The 18,955-nt window shown below is 67.0% G+C and carries 19 protein-coding genes and 1 pseudogene; 5 read left to right on the top strand and 15 right to left on the bottom strand.

The genetic code is table 11. The features are described from left to right. The first annotated feature begins 37 nt into the window (after positions 1-37). Positions 38-589: a Dps family protein gene (locus NGK62_RS22215; RefSeq protein ID WP_013393536.1), complete on the top strand. Its 552-nt coding sequence runs from the start codon at positions 38-40 to the stop codon at positions 587-589. 116 nt (positions 590-705) lie between these two features. Here the strand turns inward: NGK62_RS22215 and NGK62_RS22210 are convergent, their stop codons facing one another. Further along, the gene (locus NGK62_RS22210; protein WP_059379620.1) at positions 706-1,206 is read right to left on the bottom strand and encodes a hypothetical protein; all 501 of its coding nucleotides are present in this window, start codon (positions 1,204-1,206) and stop codon (positions 706-708) included. 397 nt (positions 1,207-1,603) lie between these two features. Between NGK62_RS22210 and NGK62_RS22205 the strand changes: the two genes are divergently transcribed. Then, the gene (locus tag NGK62_RS22205) at positions 1,604-2,338 is read left to right on the top strand and encodes an SDR family oxidoreductase (RefSeq protein WP_251880414.1); all 735 of its coding nucleotides are present in this window, start codon (positions 1,604-1,606) and stop codon (positions 2,336-2,338) included. Here the strand turns inward: NGK62_RS22205 and NGK62_RS22200 are convergent. The 3 genes from NGK62_RS22200 to msrB form a co-directional block, all read right to left on the bottom strand. Beyond that, entirely contained in the window at positions 2,219-3,370 is a 1,152-nt protein-coding gene (locus NGK62_RS22200) for a LysR family transcriptional regulator (protein ID WP_251880411.1), read from the bottom strand. The genes NGK62_RS22205 and NGK62_RS22200 overlap by 120 nt on opposite strands. 319 nt (positions 3,371-3,689) lie before the next feature. After that, positions 3,690-4,382 carry a peptide-methionine (S)-S-oxide reductase MsrA gene (msrA, locus tag NGK62_RS22195; protein ID WP_118935070.1) on the bottom strand — a complete coding sequence of 231 codons (693 nt, stop codon included), beginning with the start codon at positions 4,380-4,382 and terminating at the stop codon, positions 3,690-3,692. Positions 4,383-4,413: 31 nt separating this feature from the next. Then, positions 4,414-4,914: a peptide-methionine (R)-S-oxide reductase MsrB gene (gene msrB, locus NGK62_RS22190; RefSeq protein ID WP_059379625.1), complete on the bottom strand. Its 501-nt coding sequence runs from the start codon at positions 4,912-4,914 to the stop codon at positions 4,414-4,416. On the opposite strand from msrB, the pseudogene NGK62_RS32385 reads away from it, so the two are divergent. Continuing rightward, positions 4,865-5,026 (top strand): annotated as a pseudogene (locus NGK62_RS32385) (hypothetical protein); the annotation flags it as partial. The gene msrB and the pseudogene NGK62_RS32385 sit on opposite strands and share 50 nt — an antisense overlap. Here the strand turns inward: NGK62_RS32385 and NGK62_RS22185 are convergent. From NGK62_RS22185 to NGK62_RS22175, 3 genes are read right to left on the bottom strand one after another with little or no spacing between them, the layout of a single operon-like run. Next, complete coding sequence (locus NGK62_RS22185) at positions 4,949-5,293, bottom strand: pentapeptide MXKDX repeat protein (protein WP_251880409.1); 345 nt, start codon at positions 5,291-5,293, stop codon at positions 4,949-4,951. The pseudogene NGK62_RS32385 and the gene NGK62_RS22185 sit on opposite strands and share 78 nt — an antisense overlap. 42 nt (positions 5,294-5,335) lie before the next feature. Continuing rightward, positions 5,336-6,127, bottom strand: coding sequence for a molybdopterin-binding protein (locus NGK62_RS22180; RefSeq protein ID WP_251880407.1), 792 nt, complete (start codon positions 6,125-6,127; stop codon positions 5,336-5,338). Positions 6,128-6,137: 10 nt separating this feature from the next. Next, on the bottom strand, positions 6,138-6,770 hold the full coding sequence (locus tag NGK62_RS22175) for a cytochrome b/b6 domain-containing protein (protein WP_251880405.1): 633 nt from the start codon (positions 6,768-6,770) through the stop codon (positions 6,138-6,140). Between the two features lie 147 nt (positions 6,771-6,917). Here NGK62_RS22175 and NGK62_RS22170 point away from each other — a divergent pair, with 147 nt between their 5' ends. Both NGK62_RS22170 and NGK62_RS22165 read left to right on the top strand, forming a co-directional pair. After that, on the top strand, positions 6,918-7,646 hold the full coding sequence (locus tag NGK62_RS22170) for a response regulator transcription factor (protein WP_059379629.1): 729 nt from the start codon (positions 6,918-6,920) through the stop codon (positions 7,644-7,646). Then, positions 7,643-9,115 carry a sensor histidine kinase gene (locus NGK62_RS22165; RefSeq protein WP_251880403.1) on the top strand — a complete coding sequence of 491 codons (1,473 nt, stop codon included), beginning with the start codon at positions 7,643-7,645 and terminating at the stop codon, positions 9,113-9,115. The genes NGK62_RS22170 and NGK62_RS22165 overlap by 4 nt, the downstream gene beginning before the upstream one ends. 7 nt (positions 9,116-9,122) lie before the next feature. On the opposite strand, the gene NGK62_RS22160 is transcribed toward NGK62_RS22165, so the two are convergent. The 8 genes from NGK62_RS22160 to NGK62_RS22125 all read right to left on the bottom strand — a co-directional run bounded on the left by NGK62_RS22160 (position 9,123) and on the right by NGK62_RS22125 (position 18,767). After that, entirely contained in the window at positions 9,123-11,696 is a 2,574-nt protein-coding gene (locus tag NGK62_RS22160; protein ID WP_251880401.1) for a PEP/pyruvate-binding domain-containing protein, read from the bottom strand. Then, entirely contained in the window at positions 11,693-12,343 is a 651-nt protein-coding gene (locus NGK62_RS22155; RefSeq protein WP_118935133.1) for a TetR/AcrR family transcriptional regulator, read from the bottom strand. Before NGK62_RS22155 ends, NGK62_RS22160 begins: the two co-directional genes overlap by 4 nt. A gap of 84 nt (positions 12,344-12,427) precedes the next feature. After that, the gene (locus NGK62_RS22150; protein WP_059379633.1) at positions 12,428-13,585 is read right to left on the bottom strand and encodes an NAD(P)H-dependent flavin oxidoreductase; all 1,158 of its coding nucleotides are present in this window, start codon (positions 13,583-13,585) and stop codon (positions 12,428-12,430) included. Positions 13,586-13,674: 89 nt separating this feature from the next. Then, complete coding sequence (locus NGK62_RS22145; protein ID WP_187774043.1) at positions 13,675-14,487, bottom strand: anaerobic ribonucleoside-triphosphate reductase activating protein; 813 nt, start codon at positions 14,485-14,487, stop codon at positions 13,675-13,677. Beyond that, positions 14,453-14,635, bottom strand: coding sequence for an anaerobic ribonucleoside-triphosphate reductase (gene nrdD / locus NGK62_RS22140; protein WP_059379637.1), 183 nt, complete (start codon positions 14,633-14,635; stop codon positions 14,453-14,455). Before nrdD ends, NGK62_RS22145 begins: the two co-directional genes overlap by 35 nt. A gap of 71 nt (positions 14,636-14,706) precedes the next feature. Continuing rightward, complete coding sequence (locus NGK62_RS22135; protein WP_059379788.1) at positions 14,707-16,701, bottom strand: ribonucleoside triphosphate reductase; 1,995 nt, start codon at positions 16,699-16,701, stop codon at positions 14,707-14,709. Positions 16,702-16,812: 111 nt separating this feature from the next. Further along, entirely contained in the window at positions 16,813-17,163 is a 351-nt protein-coding gene (locus NGK62_RS22130) for a DUF3325 domain-containing protein (RefSeq protein WP_042793406.1), read from the bottom strand. After that, complete coding sequence (locus NGK62_RS22125) at positions 17,160-18,767, bottom strand: PepSY-associated TM helix domain-containing protein (RefSeq protein ID WP_251880399.1); 1,608 nt, start codon at positions 18,765-18,767, stop codon at positions 17,160-17,162. The genes NGK62_RS22130 and NGK62_RS22125 overlap by 4 nt, the downstream gene beginning before the upstream one ends. Between the last annotated feature and the right edge of the window lie 188 nt (positions 18,768-18,955).

The raw sequence follows: 18,955 nt of genomic DNA, 5'->3' as shown, positions 1-18,955 counted from the left end.
CGTGCGTTTTCACCATCATTCCTAGGAGTTGCGACCCATGGCCAAGAAACTGGATGAGAAGACCACCAAAGCCCTGAAAGAGCGCCGCAAGCGCCCGCTGGCGACGCCGACCGACCTGGCGTCGGCGGCCACCAGGGATATTTCCGCCGCGCTGAACCAGATACTCGCCGACGTGTTCGCGCTGTATCTCAAGACCAAGAACTTTCATTGGCACGTCAGCGGCCCCCATTTCCGGGATTACCACCTGCTGCTGGACGAGCAGGGCGACCAGCTGTTCGCCATGACGGATCCCATCGCCGAGCGCATCCGCAAGATCGGCGGCACGACGCTGCGGTCCATCGGACACATCGCGCGCTCGCAGCGTATCTCGGACAACGATGCGGATTACGTGCAGCCGCTGGACATGCTGGCCGAGCTGCGCGAGGACAACAAGGTCCTGGCGGCGGCGTTGCGCGAAGCGCACAACATCACCGATGAACACCGCGACATCGCCAGCTCCAGCCTGATCGAGAACTGGATCGACGAGACCGAACGGCGCACCTGGTTCCTGTTCGAAGCCAGCCGGGAAGGGGATTCGACCGGGCATTGAGCCGGCCGCGATGGTTTGATTCAGTGGGACAAAGCTGGCCGCGTTGACGTGGCCAGCTTTGCTTTTGCGCGCGGGCGCCGCAGCGGCCAGCAGCCGGTGCTTGTCAGCGCCGCGTATCAGCCGTGCTTGCCGAAGCCGCCGCTGGCCCACTCCGAGGCGCGCTGCACGCTCAGCTTGTACGTCGGCGCGACCTGGGTCCGCGCCAATTGTTCGCCGGATTCGTCGTAGGCGCTCAACACGGCGTAGGGCTCGTCTTCGTCGGGAACGATATCCAGCTTGATGGTCAGGCGGCCCGCGGCGGCGTCGATCTTCACGCTCTTGTGCAGCGTCGCGTGCAATTGCTGCTCGTGACGGCGCAGGACTTCCCGGGCGGTCTTGACCAGGGTGATGAAGGCGGGGGAGTCGAGCGGCTTGGGGTTTTTCTTGTCGCGGCCCATGGTCCATGGGCCGACCAGCGCGGGCTCGGCTTCTCCGTCCATGGTCATCTCCACGGCCCAGCCGTCGTCTTCCTCGTTCTTGATGATCCGGGCGGTCCAGCCGTCATCGCGCCACAGCGTGGGCAGCTGTTCTTTGCGGTCGTCGGGGGCTTCCGTTTCCGGAATGTGGGTATCGTTCACTGCTGTACTTCTCCTGGACTCGTTTGCCGGCAACGCCGGTCTTGGCCAGCATGATACCGCCCAGCGTCGCGCCGCCGCCGTTGAGCACTGCGGTATGTCCGGATGCGGCCGATGGCGCCGCACAGGTTGGCCAACGGTACGCCCGCGACGGTGGCGATCAAAATCCCGCCAAAAATGAGGGCGGTGGCCAGGCCTCCGCGCGCGGGCGGGGCAATGCGCGTGGCGGTCGCCGCGGCCAAGGCCCAGAACACGCCGTGGGCAACGGCGCCCAGCGCACGTCCGCCGAGCCGCGCGAGCATCGGGCTAGCCGATGCCTCAATCAAACATTCCTGCTGGCGCCCGGCAGCGCGTAACGCCACCATCGCTTACTCCAAACACGTATTTCAAGGAAATGAGCATGGGCAATGGTCTTGCGGGGCAACGGGTTGTGGTGGTCGGCGGTAGTTCCGGCATGGGGCTGGCCGTCAGCGAGCGATTGCTGGGCATGCACTGCGAGGTGCTGATCGTGGGCAGATCCCGCGGCAAGCTCGAGGCGGCGCGGGAGCAGTTGCGAGCGTTTGGCGCGCCGCGCCTGCACCAGGCGGATGTGACGAGTGAAGCGCAAGTGCAACGGCTGTTTGAAGAATCAGGCCCGGTGGATCATCTGGTCTGCACGGCTGCCGACATACGCGGCGCCTATGAGCTGCTACCGGACCTCTCGCTGGACGCGCTCGACCGGGCCATCCGCTCGAAGGTCGTCGCGCCGATCCTGCTGGCCAAACATGGCGCCCAGCGCATGGCGGCGCACGGTTCCATCACCCTGACTTCCGGCATTGCCGCCTACCGTCCCCGGCCGAAGGGCATCGCCGTGGCCGCGATCAATGCCGCGTTGGAGGGTGTGGTGCGCGCCATGGCGGTCGAGCTTGCGCCGTTGCGGATCAATGCCGTATCGCCGGGCTGGGTGGATACGCCCATCTGGAATGACGTGGCCGGCGCCGACAGCGGACCGCTTTTGGCGTCGATGGCCGAGCGGCTACCCGTGGGCCGAGTCGGCGCTGGCAGCGATATCGCGGATGCCATCGGCTTCCTGATCGGCAATGGCTACACGACCGGTACCGTGCTGCATGTCGATGGCGGCCATCGGCTCGTCTGAGCCGGCCGCCGCGAGGCGGATCATCTCGATAAAGGCGGCCACCTGGCGCGTAGGCGTTCGGTGCAAGATGAGCAGGCAGATGGGAAGACCGGCTCCCGCAGTGGACAATGGCCGCCACTGGACGCCTGCCGTTGTTAATGCGGGATCCATGGCCATCCGCGGCAGGATCGATACCCCGAGGCCTGCGGACACCATCTGTATCAAGGCCGGTACGCTCTCGGCGACACCGCGGATACGCGGCTGCGCCGGGGCTTCCTGCAGCACGGCCTCCAGGTATGTCCGATACCGGCAGCCTTCCATCGTGACAACCAGCGGAAACGCGGCAAGCGCGTCGGCCTTGATGTCAGCAGCCTGGCATAGTGGATGCCCTGGGGGCATCACGACCACCGGCATGTCCCGCGCAATGGCTTCCACCCGAAGGTCGGCGTCGTTTTCCGGCCATCCGTGCACCAGACCAAGGTCGGCCGTCCCATCGAGCACAGCCTGGGCGGTTGCCATGGAGTTTTTTTCCTGGACCGCAACCTGCGTTCCGGGATGCATGCCGGCAAAGCGCAGCAGTTGCGGAACCAACACACTGGTGCACAAAGTCTGCGGCGCGGCGACCCGGATCGTGCCGCCCGAATCGCCGACGTTTTCGCGGACTTCCCGGAAGGCGTCATCGGCCCGCGCAAGCAATTCGCGCGCTCGAATGGCCAATCTCTCTGCGGCCGGGGTGGGCTGCAGGCGATTGTTCTGGCGGACGAACAGCGCCTGGCCGACGCTCTCTTCCAGCGCCCGTATCTGTTCCGTAACGCTGGGTTGGGACAGATGCACCTGTTTGGCGGCTTTCGTGAAGCTCAGCGTTTCCATCGCCGCGACGAAGATCTTTAGCTGTCGTAGTTGGAACATGTGGGTACGGGGTTGTGCCGAGCGGTTCAAGTCCAATGCGTACAAATCGAACAGTTCAACAAATTGTATGGTGTTCGACGGCAAAATTTGACGGCTTGTGGGAGTTTGGCGCTCACTCTGCCCATTTTCAACCTCTTTCAGCATTGCCATTTTTCAGGCAACCATTAGGTGTAGGCATGGGAAGCGTCTACGGTTTCCGTCTACGGTACCTGCTGCTTGTCTTTGCCTGGCCCACGAGCGGCAAATGAAGCTGCTGAAGCAGTATTTTGAGGAAATGATGAATCTTCGGGTCCTGTAGTCTTCGGTGCGTTCAAACTCCCGGCGTTGGGTACGGGCACGTTTCTCGCCATCAAGTCGCATTACGGTGGAGAAAAACGGAGACGCAGGAAAAGAAGGAGATGAGAGCTTCGTAGCCTGGCGCGCGGCCGACTTCATTCCGCGCGGCCGGCTCCATCTATCGTTTTCAGTTCACCAGTACGGGCTTGTCCCGATAGCGCTGCGGAAACGTCTTCGCCAGGTTCTCGACCTTGGGCACGTCGTTCACCATGATGTACATGCTGTACGGATGGCGCACGAGATAGTCCTGGTGGTAGTCCTCGGCGGGGTAGAAGGCCTTCAGCGGTTCTATCGTCGTGGCAAGCGCCTTGGGATAGACGCCGGTCTTGTTCAGTTGCGCGATGTAGGCCTCGGCCACCTTGCGCTGGTCGTCGTTCGCGGGGAAGACCGCGGAGCGGTACTGGGTGCCGGTGTCCGGACCCTGGCGGTTGAGCTGGGTGGGGTCGTGGGCCACCGAGAAATAGATCTGCAGCAGCTGGCCGTAGCTGACCTGGGCGGGGTCGTAGGTGATCTCGACCGCTTCGGCGTGGCCGCTGCGTCCTCCGCTGACGGTGTCGTAATTGGCGGTGGACGCCTGGCCGCCGGCGTAGCCGGAGACGGCCGAGCTCACCCCCTTGACGTGCTGGAACACGGCTTGCACGCCCCAGAAGCAACCGCCGGCGATGACGGCCTTTTGCGGAGCGGCGGCCGCGGGCTGGTCCAGGGCCGGGGGCGGAATGACGAAGGCGGTTTCGGCGGCGCTGGCCGAGGCGGCGCCCAAGAGGCCGCAGGCGGCGGCCAGCGCGGCGCAGAATTTGCGGGGCAGGCGGGTGGCGGACATGGTCTCTCCTGATGGATGGGGCGGCCCGAGTTCAGGCCTGCGGGGTGAATGCGAGGGCCACGCCATTCATGCAATAGCGTAGTCCGGTCGGGCGGGGGCCGTCGTCGAAGACATGGCCCAGATGGCCACCGCAGTTGGCGCAATGCACGGCGATGCGCGTCATGCCGAAGCTGCGATCCTTGGTCTCGCCGACGGCGCCGTCCAGCGGCTGCCAGAAGCTGGGCCAGCCGGTGCCGCTGTCGAACTTGGTGGACGACGAGAACAGCGGATGGGCGCAGCCGGCGCAGGCGTAGGCGCCCTTGCGATGCTCCTTGTCCAGCGGGCTGGAGTAGGGACGCTCGGTGCCTTCGCGGCGCAGTACCTCATATTGTTCGCGCGTGAGCCGTTCGCGCCATTGCGCGTCGCTCAGCGTGTAGGGGAAGGCCTGGGCGGCGGCGGCCGGGCCGCCGCGCGCCGCAAGGACCGGGGCCAGGCCGGCGGCGATGGCCGCCGCGCTGCCCAGGCCCAGGAAATGCCTGCGGTCTAGTCTCATGACATGCTCCGGAACAGGGCTGGTAGATTGGGAGTCACTGCTTCATGCCGTCTTTGGACATGCTGTCCTTGGACATTCCGCCTTTGGACATTCCGTCCTTCGACATTCCGTCCTTCGACATGCTGTCTTTCGACATGCCATCCTTCGACATGCTGTCTTTCGACATGGAGTCCTTCGACATCCCATCTTTCGACATGCCGTCCTTGGACATGCCGCTCTTCGACATCCCATCCTTCGACATGCCATCCTTGGACATCGAGTCCTTGGACATCGAGCCGCCGCCCATGGCGTCCTTGCTCATGTTGTCGGCGGCGTGGACTGCCGCGGCGCCGAAAGCCAGGCACAGGGACAGCGCGGCGGTGGTAGCGATTTTCTTCATGATGCGTTCCTTTATGGAGAGTGAAAGCGTGAAAGATTCCACCTAGCTGCCGCCGAACCAGTTGTAGCCCTGGTCCTCCCAGTAACCGCCCGGGTAGGTGTTGGTGACGAAAATTGCCTGTATGTGCTTGGGGTTCTTGTAACCAAGCTTGGTAGGCATGCGCAGCTTCATGGGGAAGCCGTACTCTGGTGGCAGCGTCTGGCCGTCATAGGTCAGCGCCAGGATGGTCTGGGGGTGCAGTGCGGTGGGCATGTCGATGCTGGTGTAGTAGTCGTCGGCGCATTTGAAGCCCACGTACTTGGCGCTCAGGTCCGCGCCCACGCGCTTGAGGAAGGCGGAGAACGGCACGCCGCCCCATTTGCCGATGGCGCTCCAGCCTTCGACGCAGATGTGCCGCGTCACCTGGTCGATCTGCGCCATGGCGCGCAGTTCCTCCAGCCGCCAGCGGCGCTTGTCGGCGACCAGTCCGCTGACTTCCAGGCGGAACGATTCCTCGTCCACGTGGCGGACCTCGTCAATGCCGTAGTAGGCATTGAAGGGGAAGGGCCGCGTGATCATCGATTCGGGATAGGTCGGCGCCAGCTTGTTGGGGTCGAAGATCCAGCCCTGCACCCGGTCATTGAAGCGAGAAACCGCGGTCAGCGCTTGTTCCACGCTGTCATCGTCCGACAGCGAGCATCCCGACAGCATGGCCAGCCCGCCCAGGGTCAGGCTGTTGCGCAGGAAAGCGCGGCGCGAGGGCTGTTCGACCCGTTTTTGCAGGATCCTTCCGGCTTCCTTGAGAATGGCCGGGCCGTCCAGGCCGGGCAGGGAGGGGCGCTTGTGCTTGTTCACGGAGGGCTCCTTATTTGCCGCGGATCATGGCGATCAGGCTGCGTGGCACCAGTGCCACCATCACCAGATGGATCGCCACGAAAGCCGTCAGCAAGGCCATGGCAATGAAGTGCACGCGGCGCGCGGTCTCGTATCCGCCCAGCAGCTCGCGCAGCAGTTCGAACTGCACCGACTTCCACAGCACCAGCCCGGACAGCACCAGCACGGCGATGTCGGCCATCACGAACAGGTAGGCCAGCCGCTGCACCTGGTTGTAGCGGCGCGGATCGGCGTGGGCGAGCTTGCCGTGCAGCGCCGCGCCCAGGTCTGCGGCAATGCCGCGGATGCTCAAGGGGAAGAACTTGCGCCAGAGGCGGCCGGTGGCCAGATTCATGGCCAGGTACAGGATGCCGTTGAAGAACAGCAGCCACATGCCGGCGAAGTGCCATTGCAGGGCGCCGCCGAGCCAGCCGCCCAGCGTGATCTCCCGGGGGAAGACGAAGTCGAACAAGGGCGAGGCGTTGTAGATGCGCCAGCCGCTCATTGCCATGACCACCACGGCCAGGGCGTTGAGCCAGTGCATGGCGCGCAGCCAGCCGGGATGGACGGGAGCATTGGCGGGCGGGACGGGCGGCGCGTGGTGGCTTGCGGGGGTGGCCAGCATGGCGGGCTCCGGGGGGCTGGTTGTCGTTGGAGCCATTCTTCCCCGTGGCCGATACCGAAGTCCTCACGCAAACTTAAATTAATTGTGATAACTCGGCGGCGCGGATTGGCGACAATAGGCGCATAACCCTTTTTGAGTTTCCCGCCCATGGACACGCCCCGACGCGTACTCATCGTCGAAGACGACGCCCACATCGCCGAACTGCTGCGCCTGCATCTGCGGGACGAAGGCTACGCGGTCGAACATGCCGCCGACGGCAACGAAGGCATGCGCAGGCTGGAGGAAGGCGGCTGGGACGCCCTGGTGCTGGACCTGATGCTGCCCGGCATCGACGGCCTGGAAATCTGCAAGCGCGCCCGCGCCATGGCGCGCTACACGCCCATCATCATCACCAGCGCGCGCTCCAGCGAGGTGCACCGCATCCTGGGCTTGGAGCTGGGCGCGGACGACTACCTGGCCAAGCCGTTCTCGATGCTGGAACTGGTGGCGCGGGTGCGGGCGCTCCTGCGCCGCAGCGAAGCCCTGGAGCGCAACGCGCGCATCGACGCCGGCAGCCTGGCCCTGCACGGCGTGGCCATCGACCCGGTGGCGCGCACGGCCGAGGTCGACGGCCGCCGGCTGGACCTGACGCCGCGCGAGTTCGACCTGCTGCATTTCTTCGCGCGGCACCCGGACAAGGTTTTTTCGCGCATGGATCTGCTGAACCAGGTCTGGGGCTACCAGCACGAAGGCTATGAACACACGGTCAACACCCACATCAACCGGCTGCGGGTGAAGATCGAGGCGGACCCGTCGGATCCGCAGCGCATTCTGACGGTGTGGGGCAAGGGCTATAAATTCGCCGCGGGGCCGGCCGGCGCGGGAGGCGCATCATGAAGCGGTTCACGCTTACCCAACGGCTGTCCGCCGTGTTCGCGCTGTTGTTGCTTGCCAGCTGCGGCGCCTCGGCCTGGCTGCAGATCGCGGCCAATTCCCGCTATGAGCAGGAGGTGGTCCAACGCCTGTCCAGCGGACTGGCGCAGCACATCGCCGGCGCCAACGAATTGATGGACACCAACGGCTGGAAGCCCGCCGCGGTGCGCTCGCTGTTCGACATGCTGATGGCGGTGAATCCGGCGGTCGAGGTTTACCTGCTGTCCAATGACGGCCGCATCGTGGGCGATGCCGCGCCCGCCGGCCAGATCAAGCGCGACCATGTCGACCTGGGACCGGTCAAGCGCTTGTTGGCCGGCGACACGCTGCCCATCACCGGCGACGACCCGCGCAGCCTGGACGCGCAGAAAGTCTTCAGCGCCGCGCCGGTGCGCGTGGGCGGGCAGGAAAAGGGTTACGTCTACGTGGTCTTGCAGGGCCAGGCGCACGACGCGTTGGCGATGGCCGTGTCGCGCAGTTCGGTGCTGCGCACGACCTTGTGGTCGATCGCGCTGGTCGCGCTGCTGGGCCTGGTGGCGGGCCTGGCGGCGTTTGCCTTGATCACGCGGCCGCTGCGCGGCCTGACGCGCGCGGTGCGCGCCTTCGACGGCGACGACGGGCAGGCCCTGGCCGCGCTGGAGCGTCCGGGCGATGCAGCGGCGCGCAATGGCGACGAGATCGCGGTGTTGCGGCGCAGCTTCGTGCAGATGGGCAAGCGCATATCCGACCAGTGGCGCGAACTGACGCGGCAAGACCAGCAGCGGCGCGACCTGGTCGCCAATATCTCGCACGATCTGCGCACGCCGCTGACCTCGCTGCACGGCTATCTGGAAACCCTGAGGCTGAAGGACCAGACGCTGGACGCGGACGAGCGCCGCCGCTACCTGGACATTGCGCTGGCCCAGAGCCGCAAGGTCGGCCGCCTGGCGCAGGAACTCTTCGAATTGGCGCGGCTGGAGTCCGGGCTGGTGCGGCTGGAGCCCGAGACCTTTTCGCTGCCGGAACTGGTGCAGGACGTGATCCAGAAGTTCGAGCTGGCGGCCGAGGCGCGGCAGCAGCGCCTGACCACCGATATCCCGCGCGAGTTGCCGCCGGTGCGCGCGGACCTGGGGCTGATCGAACGCGTGCTGACCAACCTGCTGGACAACGCCATCCGCCACAGCCCGCCCGGCGGCCTCATCGAACTGCGGCTGGGCAGCGCGCATGACCTGGTGCAGGTGCAAGTCAGCGATACAGGCGAGGGCATACCGCAGGCATTGCGCGCGGGGCTTTTCACGCGGGCCAGCGCCTTGAATCGCGGCCCTGGCGACGGCGGCGGCCTGGGGCTGGTGATCGTGCAGCGCATCCTGCAGCTGCATCACAGCGAGATCAGGCTGGTGGACCGCGCCGGATCGGGCGCGGTGTTCCAGTTCGATCTGGCCGCGGCGCGCTAGCAGGCTTCTACGGGCCGGATGGACCCGGGCTGGAAGCGGATGCCAGCCGCCGCACCGTGCCGCGCGACGCGTCCACGTCCAGCATGTCGCCGGTGGCGACGTGCCGCATGATGCCCTGCACATTGACGATTGCCGGTATGCCGAACTCGCGCGCCACGATGGCGCCATGCGACAGGTAGCCGCCTGCCTCCATGACCAGGGCGCCCGCGCGCAGGAACAGCGGCGTCCAGGCCGGGTCGGTGGACGCCGCCACCAGGACGCCGCCTGCGGGCATGGCCAGGCCCTCGGATGGCGTGCGGGCCACGAACGCGCTTGCCTGCGCGCGGCCTCCGGCCGCGGGCGTGCCGCGCCAGGTACCGGTGGCGCCGGTATTGTCAGACGCGAGCGGCGATAGCGTTGTGGAAGCGCCCTTGCCGTATTCGGCGATGACGTCCTGATCCGGCGTAGCCGCCCAGGATTCCAGCTGCGTCCGGCGCAGGGCGGCGCGGCGGCCTGCCGCGGCGGGCGCGAGCCTGGCTTCGGCCAAGGCGACGAGTTCGGCGGCGGTCAGATGGAAGATGTCGTCCGCGGCGGCCAGGCCGTCGGGACGGACGTAGCGCCGGCCCAGCGCCAGCGCGTTCCTGCGAGCGGCCGCAAGATAGGCTACCAGGACGCTGCGCGCGGCCTCGCGTTGCCTGCCCTCGATGCGTGCCGCGGCCAGCAGCCGGGCGACCAGCGGCCGCTGCCAGAAAGGCAATGCCGCGCGCAGGCGCTGCCGGGCCTGGCTTGCCGCGCTGTCCTGCCGGGCGCGTAGCGTGGCAGGGTCGGCGTCGGTCAGCTGCAGCACGCTGTCCAGCAGATAGGCGGGATCTTCGCGCCAGCGCGGGTTGCGCAGATAGGTTTCATAAACGGCGCGGTGGCCATACTGGCGCAGGAAATCCGCGAAGGCCGGCTTGAAGGGAGCCCCATCCGGCAAGGCGTGCTGCCAGCCGGCGCTGTCGCGCCGGGGATCGCGCAGCCAGTCCATCACCCGTGCATCGCCAGCGGCCAGCTTGGCCAGCGCCATCAGGGCATAGCTTTGCGCGGCGGTCACGCTGGGTTCGCCGCCAGCCATCAACGCGGCCGTGAGCGCATGGCCTTCGCCCGGGCAGGCCTTTTCCACCAGTTCCAGCAGCTTGTGCAGCGCGCCGCCGCCCGATCCTTGCAGGAAGAACAGTTGGTCCGCCGCCAGCACGGTGAGGAACTGGTCCCACAAGCGGGCGCCCAACGCGGCGTTGGATGCGGGCGCGGGCTCGTCCAGCCAGGCCTGGGCGCGGGCGAACAGGCGCGGCAGGTCCAGTTCCGCCTGCTTGCGCAAGGGCGCTGCGCGGCGCAGGTAGCGCAGGATGCGCGCGCCGTGCCGCAAGCGTTGGCCCAGCGTCAGAGGCGCTACCTCGATCTCGGGCTGGGGGCCGCCCAAGAGGGCGTTCATGGCTTTAGGCTGCACGCCCAGCGCGTCATAACCCACCCACTGGATAAGCGAGGCGTCCAGATAGACCCGGCCCTGGAATAGCGCCGCCAGCCGCAAGCCCGGCAGGGGGGTATAGCCGCTCAATTCAAAGCCCGTGATCAGCATGCGTTGCGCCATGACGCGCCCCGTATCCCATTCCAGCGCCGACATGGCCAGCGGCAGCACTTCGCGGGTGTTGCCGCGCGACCAATAGGCGGGCTGTGCGCGCAGCGCCGGATAGGTGTGGCGCGCCGCCACGGTGACGGGACGGGCCTGCACGATCCAGAAGCGCCGCCCGTCCCAGACCCATTCGATGTCGTAGCCGCCGCCGGCATAGTCCAGCGCGCGCGCCGCGTCGCGCACGATGTCGCCCAGGGCTACGGCCTGCGCGTCGCTCAGCACGGCCTGGGCCGCGAGCGCGGCGGGCGTGGAAGCAAGCAAGGTGCCGGAGCCTTCCGCGGCCTGGCTGGCGTGGCGTTTGGCGCCGATGCGCCGGTCGGCCAGCGGCCAAGCCTGGCGCAGATAGTCTTCGCGCAGGCGGTATTCGTCGCCTTGCGCCGCGCCGTCGACCAGCGACTCGCCCAAGCCCCAGTTGGCGTGGATGACCATCTCGTCGTGCCGCCCCGACACGGGATCGATGGTGAAGGCGATGCCCGAGGCGACCGCGTCGATCAGCGGCATGACGACCACGGCCATGCCGGCAGGGTCCAGCCCCAGCTTCTGCCGGTAGGCGCGCGCCTGCGGCGTCCATTGCGAATCCCAAACCTGCCGGACCGCGTCGCTCGCCGCATCCGCACCGCGCACGTTCAGGCAGGAAAGATGGATCCCCGCGAATGAGGCGCCCGCGGAATCTTCCTGTGGTGCAGACGAGCGCAAGGCCAGCGGCCGCTCGAGCCAGCCGCGCGCGGCCAGTTCATCGCGCAGCGCCTGGGTGACGGCGGGCGGCAGCGCCTGGCCCGGTTCGTGGTCAAGGCTCAGCGCGGCCGGCAGCACGAAGCCGTCGGGCACCGGCACACCCAGTTGCGCCATGCGGCCCAGCTGCCAGCCCTTGCCGCCGACGGCGTGCGGGCCGGCCAGGGCGGCGGCAGCCCAGTCCAGCGCGGCGGCAGTCATGCTCCGGCCTCGGGGTGTACGCCGCGCACGAAGAGACTGATGGCGGCATCGAATTCTGCCTTCAGGCTGCTGCGAGGTTGATCCAACCAGCGCAGCATCGCGCCCAGATACAGGAATTGCAGCTGATGGGCCAGTTGCCCGGCGGCAAGATCGGTACGCGCCTGGCCGGCGGCCTGCGCTTCTTCGATCAGCGCGGTGTACAGCGCCTGCATGCCGCTGCGCGGGTAGCGGCCGTCGTCGTGCGCGCCGGGCTGCAGCGTGGACAGCCGGTAGCGCAGGTACGGCCCCAGATAGGCGCGATGCGATTCGGACCAATGGGCCGACGCATGCAGTAGCCGCGTCAGGCGCTGCGCGAGGGTGGGCAGGGCGCGCAGCGCGGGCTGGAGGCCGCGGACGCTGGCCGCCAGCTCGCCATGGAAGCGGTGCGCGAGCAGGGCTTCCTTGACGGGGAAATGGTTGTACAGCGTGCCCTTGGATACGTCCGCCTGCGCGGCGATCTGTTCCATGGTGACCGCGTCATAGCCCAGGGTTTCGAACAGGCGCCAGGCGGTCTGCGCCAGGTGGTCCAGGGTCTGCAGGCGCTTGCGTTCGCGACGCCCGGCTTCGGGCGCGGCGGATTCGGATGAAGGGAGGGCAGAGGAATCCATGACGCGAAAATAATTGAACGACGAATAATATTGTACGTCGTTCAATTATTTTTGGAAATCCCGACCAAGACGGTCTTGCGCGACTCAGGCCGCGGCGGGCATCTCGCCGTGCAGCAGATAGTCCATCAATTCACGCACTGAACGTACGGCGTTGCCGAAGGGCAGCTTGGACGCGCCGCGGAAGAACAGGCCGCGGCTGACTTCGCCGCGCATCGCGGCCGCCAGCTTCAGGTCGATGCAGAATTGCCCGAAGCGCGCCAGGCCGTCGCGCAATCCGCATTGCGTCAGGCAGTCCATGCGCTGGCTGCAGCGGCGCGCATCGCAGCGGGTGTTGGCCTGCAGCGTCTTTTCCTGGCGCAGGTAGCGCGTCAGCCAGGGCGTTTCCACGGCGCGGGCAGGCAGGCCCGCGACGCTGGTGAATTCGGCCAGCTTGTCCGGATCGGCGTCGATCAGCACGCGCTTGAAGTTCTCGTGCGCGTCGCCTTCGCTGGTGACGGCAAACGCCGTGCCGACCTGCACGCCGTCCGCGCCATTGGCCAGCCAATGGCGCACTTGCTCATGGCTGCCCACGCCGCCCGCCACGATCAAGCGGGGGGCGTCGGAACCCAGCGCCAGTTCCTGGAACAGCTTATGGCAATCGGCCAGCACATGCTGGAAGTCGAAGCGCTCGCTGTGCACGTCATCCAGCCGGGCCGCGCCCAGATGGCCGCCGGCGTACCCAGGGTGTTCGATCACCACGGCGTCGGCCATGCGGCCCTTTTTCATCCATTTCTTCAGCACCACGGCCACGCCGCGCGCCTCGGACAGGATGGGCACCAGCGCTACCTTGGGGTAGTCGGCCGTCATCTCGGGCAGGTCCAGCGGCAGGCCGGCGCCCATCACGATGGCGTGGGCGCCGCTTTCGCAGGCCTGGCGCACCAGGGCGGGGTGGTCGCGCACCGCCTTCATGACGTTCACCGCCACCAGGCCGCGGCCCTGAGCGGTGTCCAGCGCGGCGCGCACCTCGCGGTCGAGCGCTTCCTGGTTGGCGCTGTCGATGATGTCGCGGTCATGGCAACGCTCGGTTTTCTCCAGCAGATCGGGGTGGTGGTGGCGCAAATCCACACTGGCGATGGTGCCCATGGCGTTCTGGCTGGCGACCGCGCCGGCCAGGCGATGGGCGGATACGCCGACGCCCATGCCGCCCTGGACGATGGGCAGCAATTCGCGTCCGGCGAGGGTGAGTGATTTGAACCACGTCATGATGAGTCTTTCCTCTTTTCAAGTGGACAGAGGCTAGAGCAAGGGGAGTTGGGTCGCCTTGCGCAGAATCAAGTGCGGCAGCACCTGGCTCAGCGATAGGCGAACTCCTCGAACCATTGCATCAGCAGCGCCAGGGCCGGGGCGCTTAGCGCGCGCACCGGGGGCGCGTCGGGCGAGCGGCGCACGCCCTGCACCGCGAAGCGGCGCACTCCGCGGCGCGCCAGCTCGCGCGCCAGGGTCAGCAGCCGCGTCTCGTCCAGCCAATCCGGATGCCAGGTGATGCGGCACTCGAAATCGATGCCGGCAGCCAGCAGTTGCGTCAGGCAGGCCAGCGCGGGGCGCTGCGAATCGCGGCGGCCGGTGACGTCGTCATAGCCCTGGGCGTCGGCCTTGATGTCCAGGCCGACCCAATCCAGATGGCGCAGCACGTCGGCCAGGCGCAGGGGATAGATGCCGGCGGTATGCAGGCCGACGCGGTAGCCCATGCGCCGGACGTCGCGGATCATCTGCGGCAGGCGCGGTTCGCTCAAGGGCTCGCCGCCGGAGAACACGATGGCGTCCAGCAGGCCTTTGCGCGTTTCCAGGAAGGCGCGGATCTCGCGCCAGTCGTAGCGGGCGGCGCGGGTCTGGAGTTCGACGTTGTGGCAGTAGTGGCAGCGCCAGGGGCAGCCCGCGATGAATACGACCGCCGCCAGTTGTCCGGGCCAGTCCACGGTGGAAAATGGCACCAGCCCGCCGACGGCGTGTGAATGCCGCGGCAAGGGCTGGGCCACCGGTTGCGGCGCAGCCGGGTAGGCCGGGCGCGCCGTCAGCCGCCGCGTGCCCGGGCCGCAGCCCGGGGTCGACGCGGCGGCTCGCGTGGCGCCCTCAGGCGCGGCGTTCGACGAAGAAGCGGCGTTCATTGAATTCGCCCTGTTTGCCGGTGTTGAAGGAAGTGACAGGGCGGTGGTAGCCCATGACGCGGGTCCAGATCTCGCAGCGCACGCGCTGGCTGTCGTCCAATTGCGCGGCGGGAGCGGTGGCGACTTCGGGAGCGATCAAGGTTTGCATGGCGGTTCCTTATGGAGTGGATGCCGGGCGGGCTGCCCGGCGGTCCGGCCTGGGGGCTGGCCTTTACAGCCCTAGGCCGGGGTGCAGCATGCCGCTTGCTTGGCCAGCAGTTCGGCATCGCATTTCGGGCAGAACTCGTGGTGCCCCGCCAGATAGCCATGGTTGGGGCAGATGGAGAAGGTCGGCGTGACCGTGATGTAGGGCAGCCGGAAATTCGACAGCGCGCGGCGCACCAGCTGCTTGCATGCGGCGGAAGAAGAAACGGCTTCGTTCATGTACAGATGCAGCACGGTGCCGCCGGTGTACTTGCCCTGCAGCGTTTCCTGCAGCTCCAGCGCATGGAAAGGATCGTCGGTGTGGCCCACCGGCAGCTGGCTGGAGTTGGTGTAGTAGGGCTGCGTCTCGCTGCCCGCTTGCAGGATGGCGGGATAGCGCTTCCTGTCTTCGCGCGCGAAGCGGTAGGTGGTGCCTTCGGCGGGCGTGGCTTCCAGGTTGTACAGGTGGCCGGTCTGTTCCTGGAACTCGGTCATGCGGTCGCGCACGCGGTCCAGGAGGCGCACGGCCAGGGCGTGGCCCGCGGCCGTGGTGATGTCCTCGGCGTCGGCCGTGAAGTTGCGGACCATCTCGTTGATGCCGTTCACGCCCAGCGTGCTGAAGTGATTGCGCAGGGTGCCCAGATAGCGGCGGGTATAGGGGTAGAGGCCCTGATCGATGTAGCGCTGCACCACCTTGCGCTTGGTTTCCAGCACGTCGCGGCCCAGTTCCAGCAGGTGGTCCAGTTGCTGCATCAGCCGCGCTTCGTCGCCGCGGCAGGTGTAGCCCAGGCGCGCGCAGTTGACCGTCACCACGCCGACCGACCCCGTTTGCTCGGCCGAGCCGAACAGGCCGTTGCCGCGCTTGAGCAGTTCGCGCAGGTCCAGCTGCAGGCGGCAGCACATGGAGCGCACCATGTGCGGCTCCAGGTCCGAATTCAGGAAGTTCTGGAAATAGGGCAGGCCATAGCGCGCCGTCATTTCAAACAGGCGCTCGGTGTTGGGGTGGTCCCAGTCGAAGTCGGGGGTGATGTTGTAGGTGGGGATGGGGAAGGTGAACACGCGGCCCTTGGCGTCGCCAGCCATCATGACTTCGATGTAGGCGCGGTTGATCATGTCCATCTCGGTCTGCAGGTCGCCGTAGGAAAAAGGCATTTCCTCGCCGCCGATGTACGGGATCTGGTCCTTCAGGTCCGGCGGGCAGGTCCAGTCGAACGTGAGGTTGGTGAAGGGCGTCTGCGTGCCCCAGCGGCTGGGTACGTTCAGGTTGTAGATGAGTTCCTGCATGGACTGCTTCACGTCGGCGTACGTCATGGCGTCGCGGCGGATGAAGGGCGCCATGTAGGTATCGAAGGAGCTGAACGCCTGCGCGCCGGCCCACTCATTCTGCAGCGTGCCCAGGAAGTTGACGATCTGGCCGATGGCCGCGGACATGTGGCGCGGCGGCGTGGCTTCGACCTTGCCGGGGATGCCGTTGAAGCCTTCGGTCAGTAGCTGGCGCAGCGACCAGCCGGCGCAATAGCCGCTCAGCATGTCCAGGTCGTGGATGTGGATGTCGCCTTCGCGGTGGGCGCGGCCCGCCTCGGGCGCGAACACGTTGGACAGCCAGTAATTGGCGGTGACTTTGCCCGCCACGTTCAGGATCAGGCCGCCCAGGCTGTAGCCCTGGTTGGCGTTGGCGTTGACGCGCCAGTCGCGCTGGTCCAGGTATTCCTCCATCGCGCTTTCCACGTCCACCAGCGTGTGGCGCAGCGCGCGCAGCCGGGCGTGCTGTTCGCGGTGCACGATGTAGGCCCGCGCGGTGCGCCAATGGCCTGCCTGGACCAGGGCTTCCTCGACGCGGTTCTGGATGGTCTCGACGCCAGGGCAGGGGTTGCCTTCCAGCGCGGCGATGACGGTGTCGGTCAGGACTTGCGCGCCCGCCAGATCCAGTTCTCCCGTGCTGCTGCCGGCGGCCGCCATGGCTTGGGCGATCTTGTCGCGGTCGAACGCCGCGACCCGGCCGTCGCGCTTGAGGATGTGCTGGATATGCATGACTGACACCATATGTAGTAGGGTGTGGAAACTCTACCACCACATATGGTGCAGGAATTGCCCCGCACCGCCGGGATATCAGGCTTGCTTGATGCGCGTCAAACCTGCGCTTCAGAAGCCGATGCCGACCCCGGCCAGGGATATTGCCACCGCCAGCGCCGCGGTACGGGCCGCCGGACGCGGCGCCCATGACAGCATGCCGACCCAGAGCAGCGCGCCCGCCGACAGCCAGCCCAGCCATGCCACCACGCCCACGGTATTGCCCCACAGGCCCACGCAGGGCAGCAGGGCCAACGCCAGCAGCAGCACGCCGGCGCCGCGCAGCACGCGGGTATGGCCGGCGGAGGGATCGCGTCCCCAGACCTGGTCGTAGTGGCGCGGCATGGCCAGGCTCAGGCAGGCCATGCCCGAATAGGTCAGCAGCAGCGCCATGGAAATTGCGTACAGGTCGTTGGTGTTCATGCGGCCGCCTCTGCGTCACTGCGGGGATTGCGCCGGACGGGCGCGGATGCGGGCCGTCGCCACAACAGCAGGGCCGCCCAGCCCGATAGTACGCCGAATGCGACGGACGTCAGTTCGACGCCGGCGCTCTCCCAATCGCCGCGCGCGATCTGCGCTGCCGGATGGTCGCCCAATGTGATGAACGACAGCGCCGGCAGCAGCAGGCACAGCGCCGACAGCAGCACCAATTGCGAGATCCAGGCGCGGCGCGGGCTGCACAGCCAGGCATGCGCCAGGGTCAGCGCCCACGCCAGGAAGAAGCAGCGCAGTTCCCAAAGCGCGCGGTTCTCCAGCGCCACGGGCAGCAGGCGGTTGGCCCAGAGGTAGCTGATGCAGGCGATCGCCAATCCGGCCAGCGCGGCCACGTTCAATCCTTCTATCAGCCGGTACATGCGCGCCGTGGCGCTGCCGAACTCGCCGCCATGCTTGGCGCGGCGCTTGACCATGAACAGCAAGGCGCCCGTGCCCATCATGGCCGCGCCCGCCAGGCCGCAGATGAAGTACAGCCAGCTGACGCCCAGCCCGCCGAACTTGGACATGTGCAGGTCGCTCATCACCTGGAACGTCAGCGCCGGCGCGCCGCCGTGCACGCCGCCCGCGGGCCGCAGGCGCAGCAGCTCGCCGCTGGCGGAGAACTCCGCCATGCCCGTGGTGGCGCTCAGATTGCGGAAGGTGTCGGCGTCTTCGTTCCAGCCATAGACGCCGATGCGCATGGAGCTGTCTTCGGGATTGTTGATGACGATGGCGCGCGCGGTCTGCCCGATCAGTCGTTCGCCGCGGGCCACGATGGGCTCGAGCGCCGGCATGGCCAGCGCCACGCCGCTGCGGGCGGGCCGTTCTTCGCCCGTCAGCTCGGCCAGGTACAGGCGGCTGGCCTGCGGGCCGGCGCCATAGGTCACCGTGACCGGGGCCGGCATGAGCTGGGCGCTGGAAATCACGATTCCTGTGTAGGCAATCATGAACTGGAAGGGCAGGGTCAGCACCGCCACCGCGTTGTGCGCGTCCAGCCAGGACCGTTGGCCCTTCTTGGCGCGGAAGGTGAAGAAGTCCTTGAAGATGCGCTTGTGCGTGACCACGCCGGAAATCAGCGCGACCAGCATGGCCATGCTGGCGAAGGCGACGATCCACAGCCCCAGGCCGGCGTCGTGCAGCGTGTAGTGGAAGTCCACGAAATGCGCGCCGCCCATCGTCGCGCGGCCTTCGGCATCGTGGTGGTCATCCAGTTCGGCGCCTGTCTCGGGGTCGAGCTCGGCATCCGCATATAGGCCGTTCTGGTCGAACCAATAGGCCGTCAGGCCGTTTTCGTGAAAGCGGTCCACCGGCCAGATTTCCCACATGCCGGCGCCGGCATGGTTGCGCGCCATGTAGTCCACCGCCAGTTCCAGCCGGCGGGCGCGGTCCACCGGCACGCTTTCCTTTTGCGCGGCCAGGGCTTCCGCCTCGCGGTGCTCGGGCGTCATCCAGTGGGTAATGGGCTCGGAGAAGACGGCCAGCGATCCCGTCAGGAAGACGGCGAACAGCAGCCAGGAAAACCACAGGCCGACCCAGGTATGGAGCCAGGCCATGGATAGGCGGAAACCGGATTTCAGGACGAGCCTCTTTCTTGTTGGCGCCGCCGCGAGCCTGGCGGTCTGATTTTATTGAGAATGGTTCCAATTCTAGTCTAAATGGGGACGAGGTTGTCCTTGCCCACAGTCTTGTATTTTTTGCCGCGGAGGCGGCATCCGCTCCGAGCTGCCGCAGGGCAATTGCC

This window comes from Achromobacter sp. Marseille-Q4954 (assembly GCF_943737025.1).
GTDB lineage: Bacteria > Pseudomonadota > Gammaproteobacteria > Burkholderiales > Burkholderiaceae_B > Achromobacter > Achromobacter bronchisepticus_A.
The sequence above is the reverse complement of the archived record's forward strand: the minus strand, read 5'-3'. Positions and strand labels throughout refer to the sequence as shown.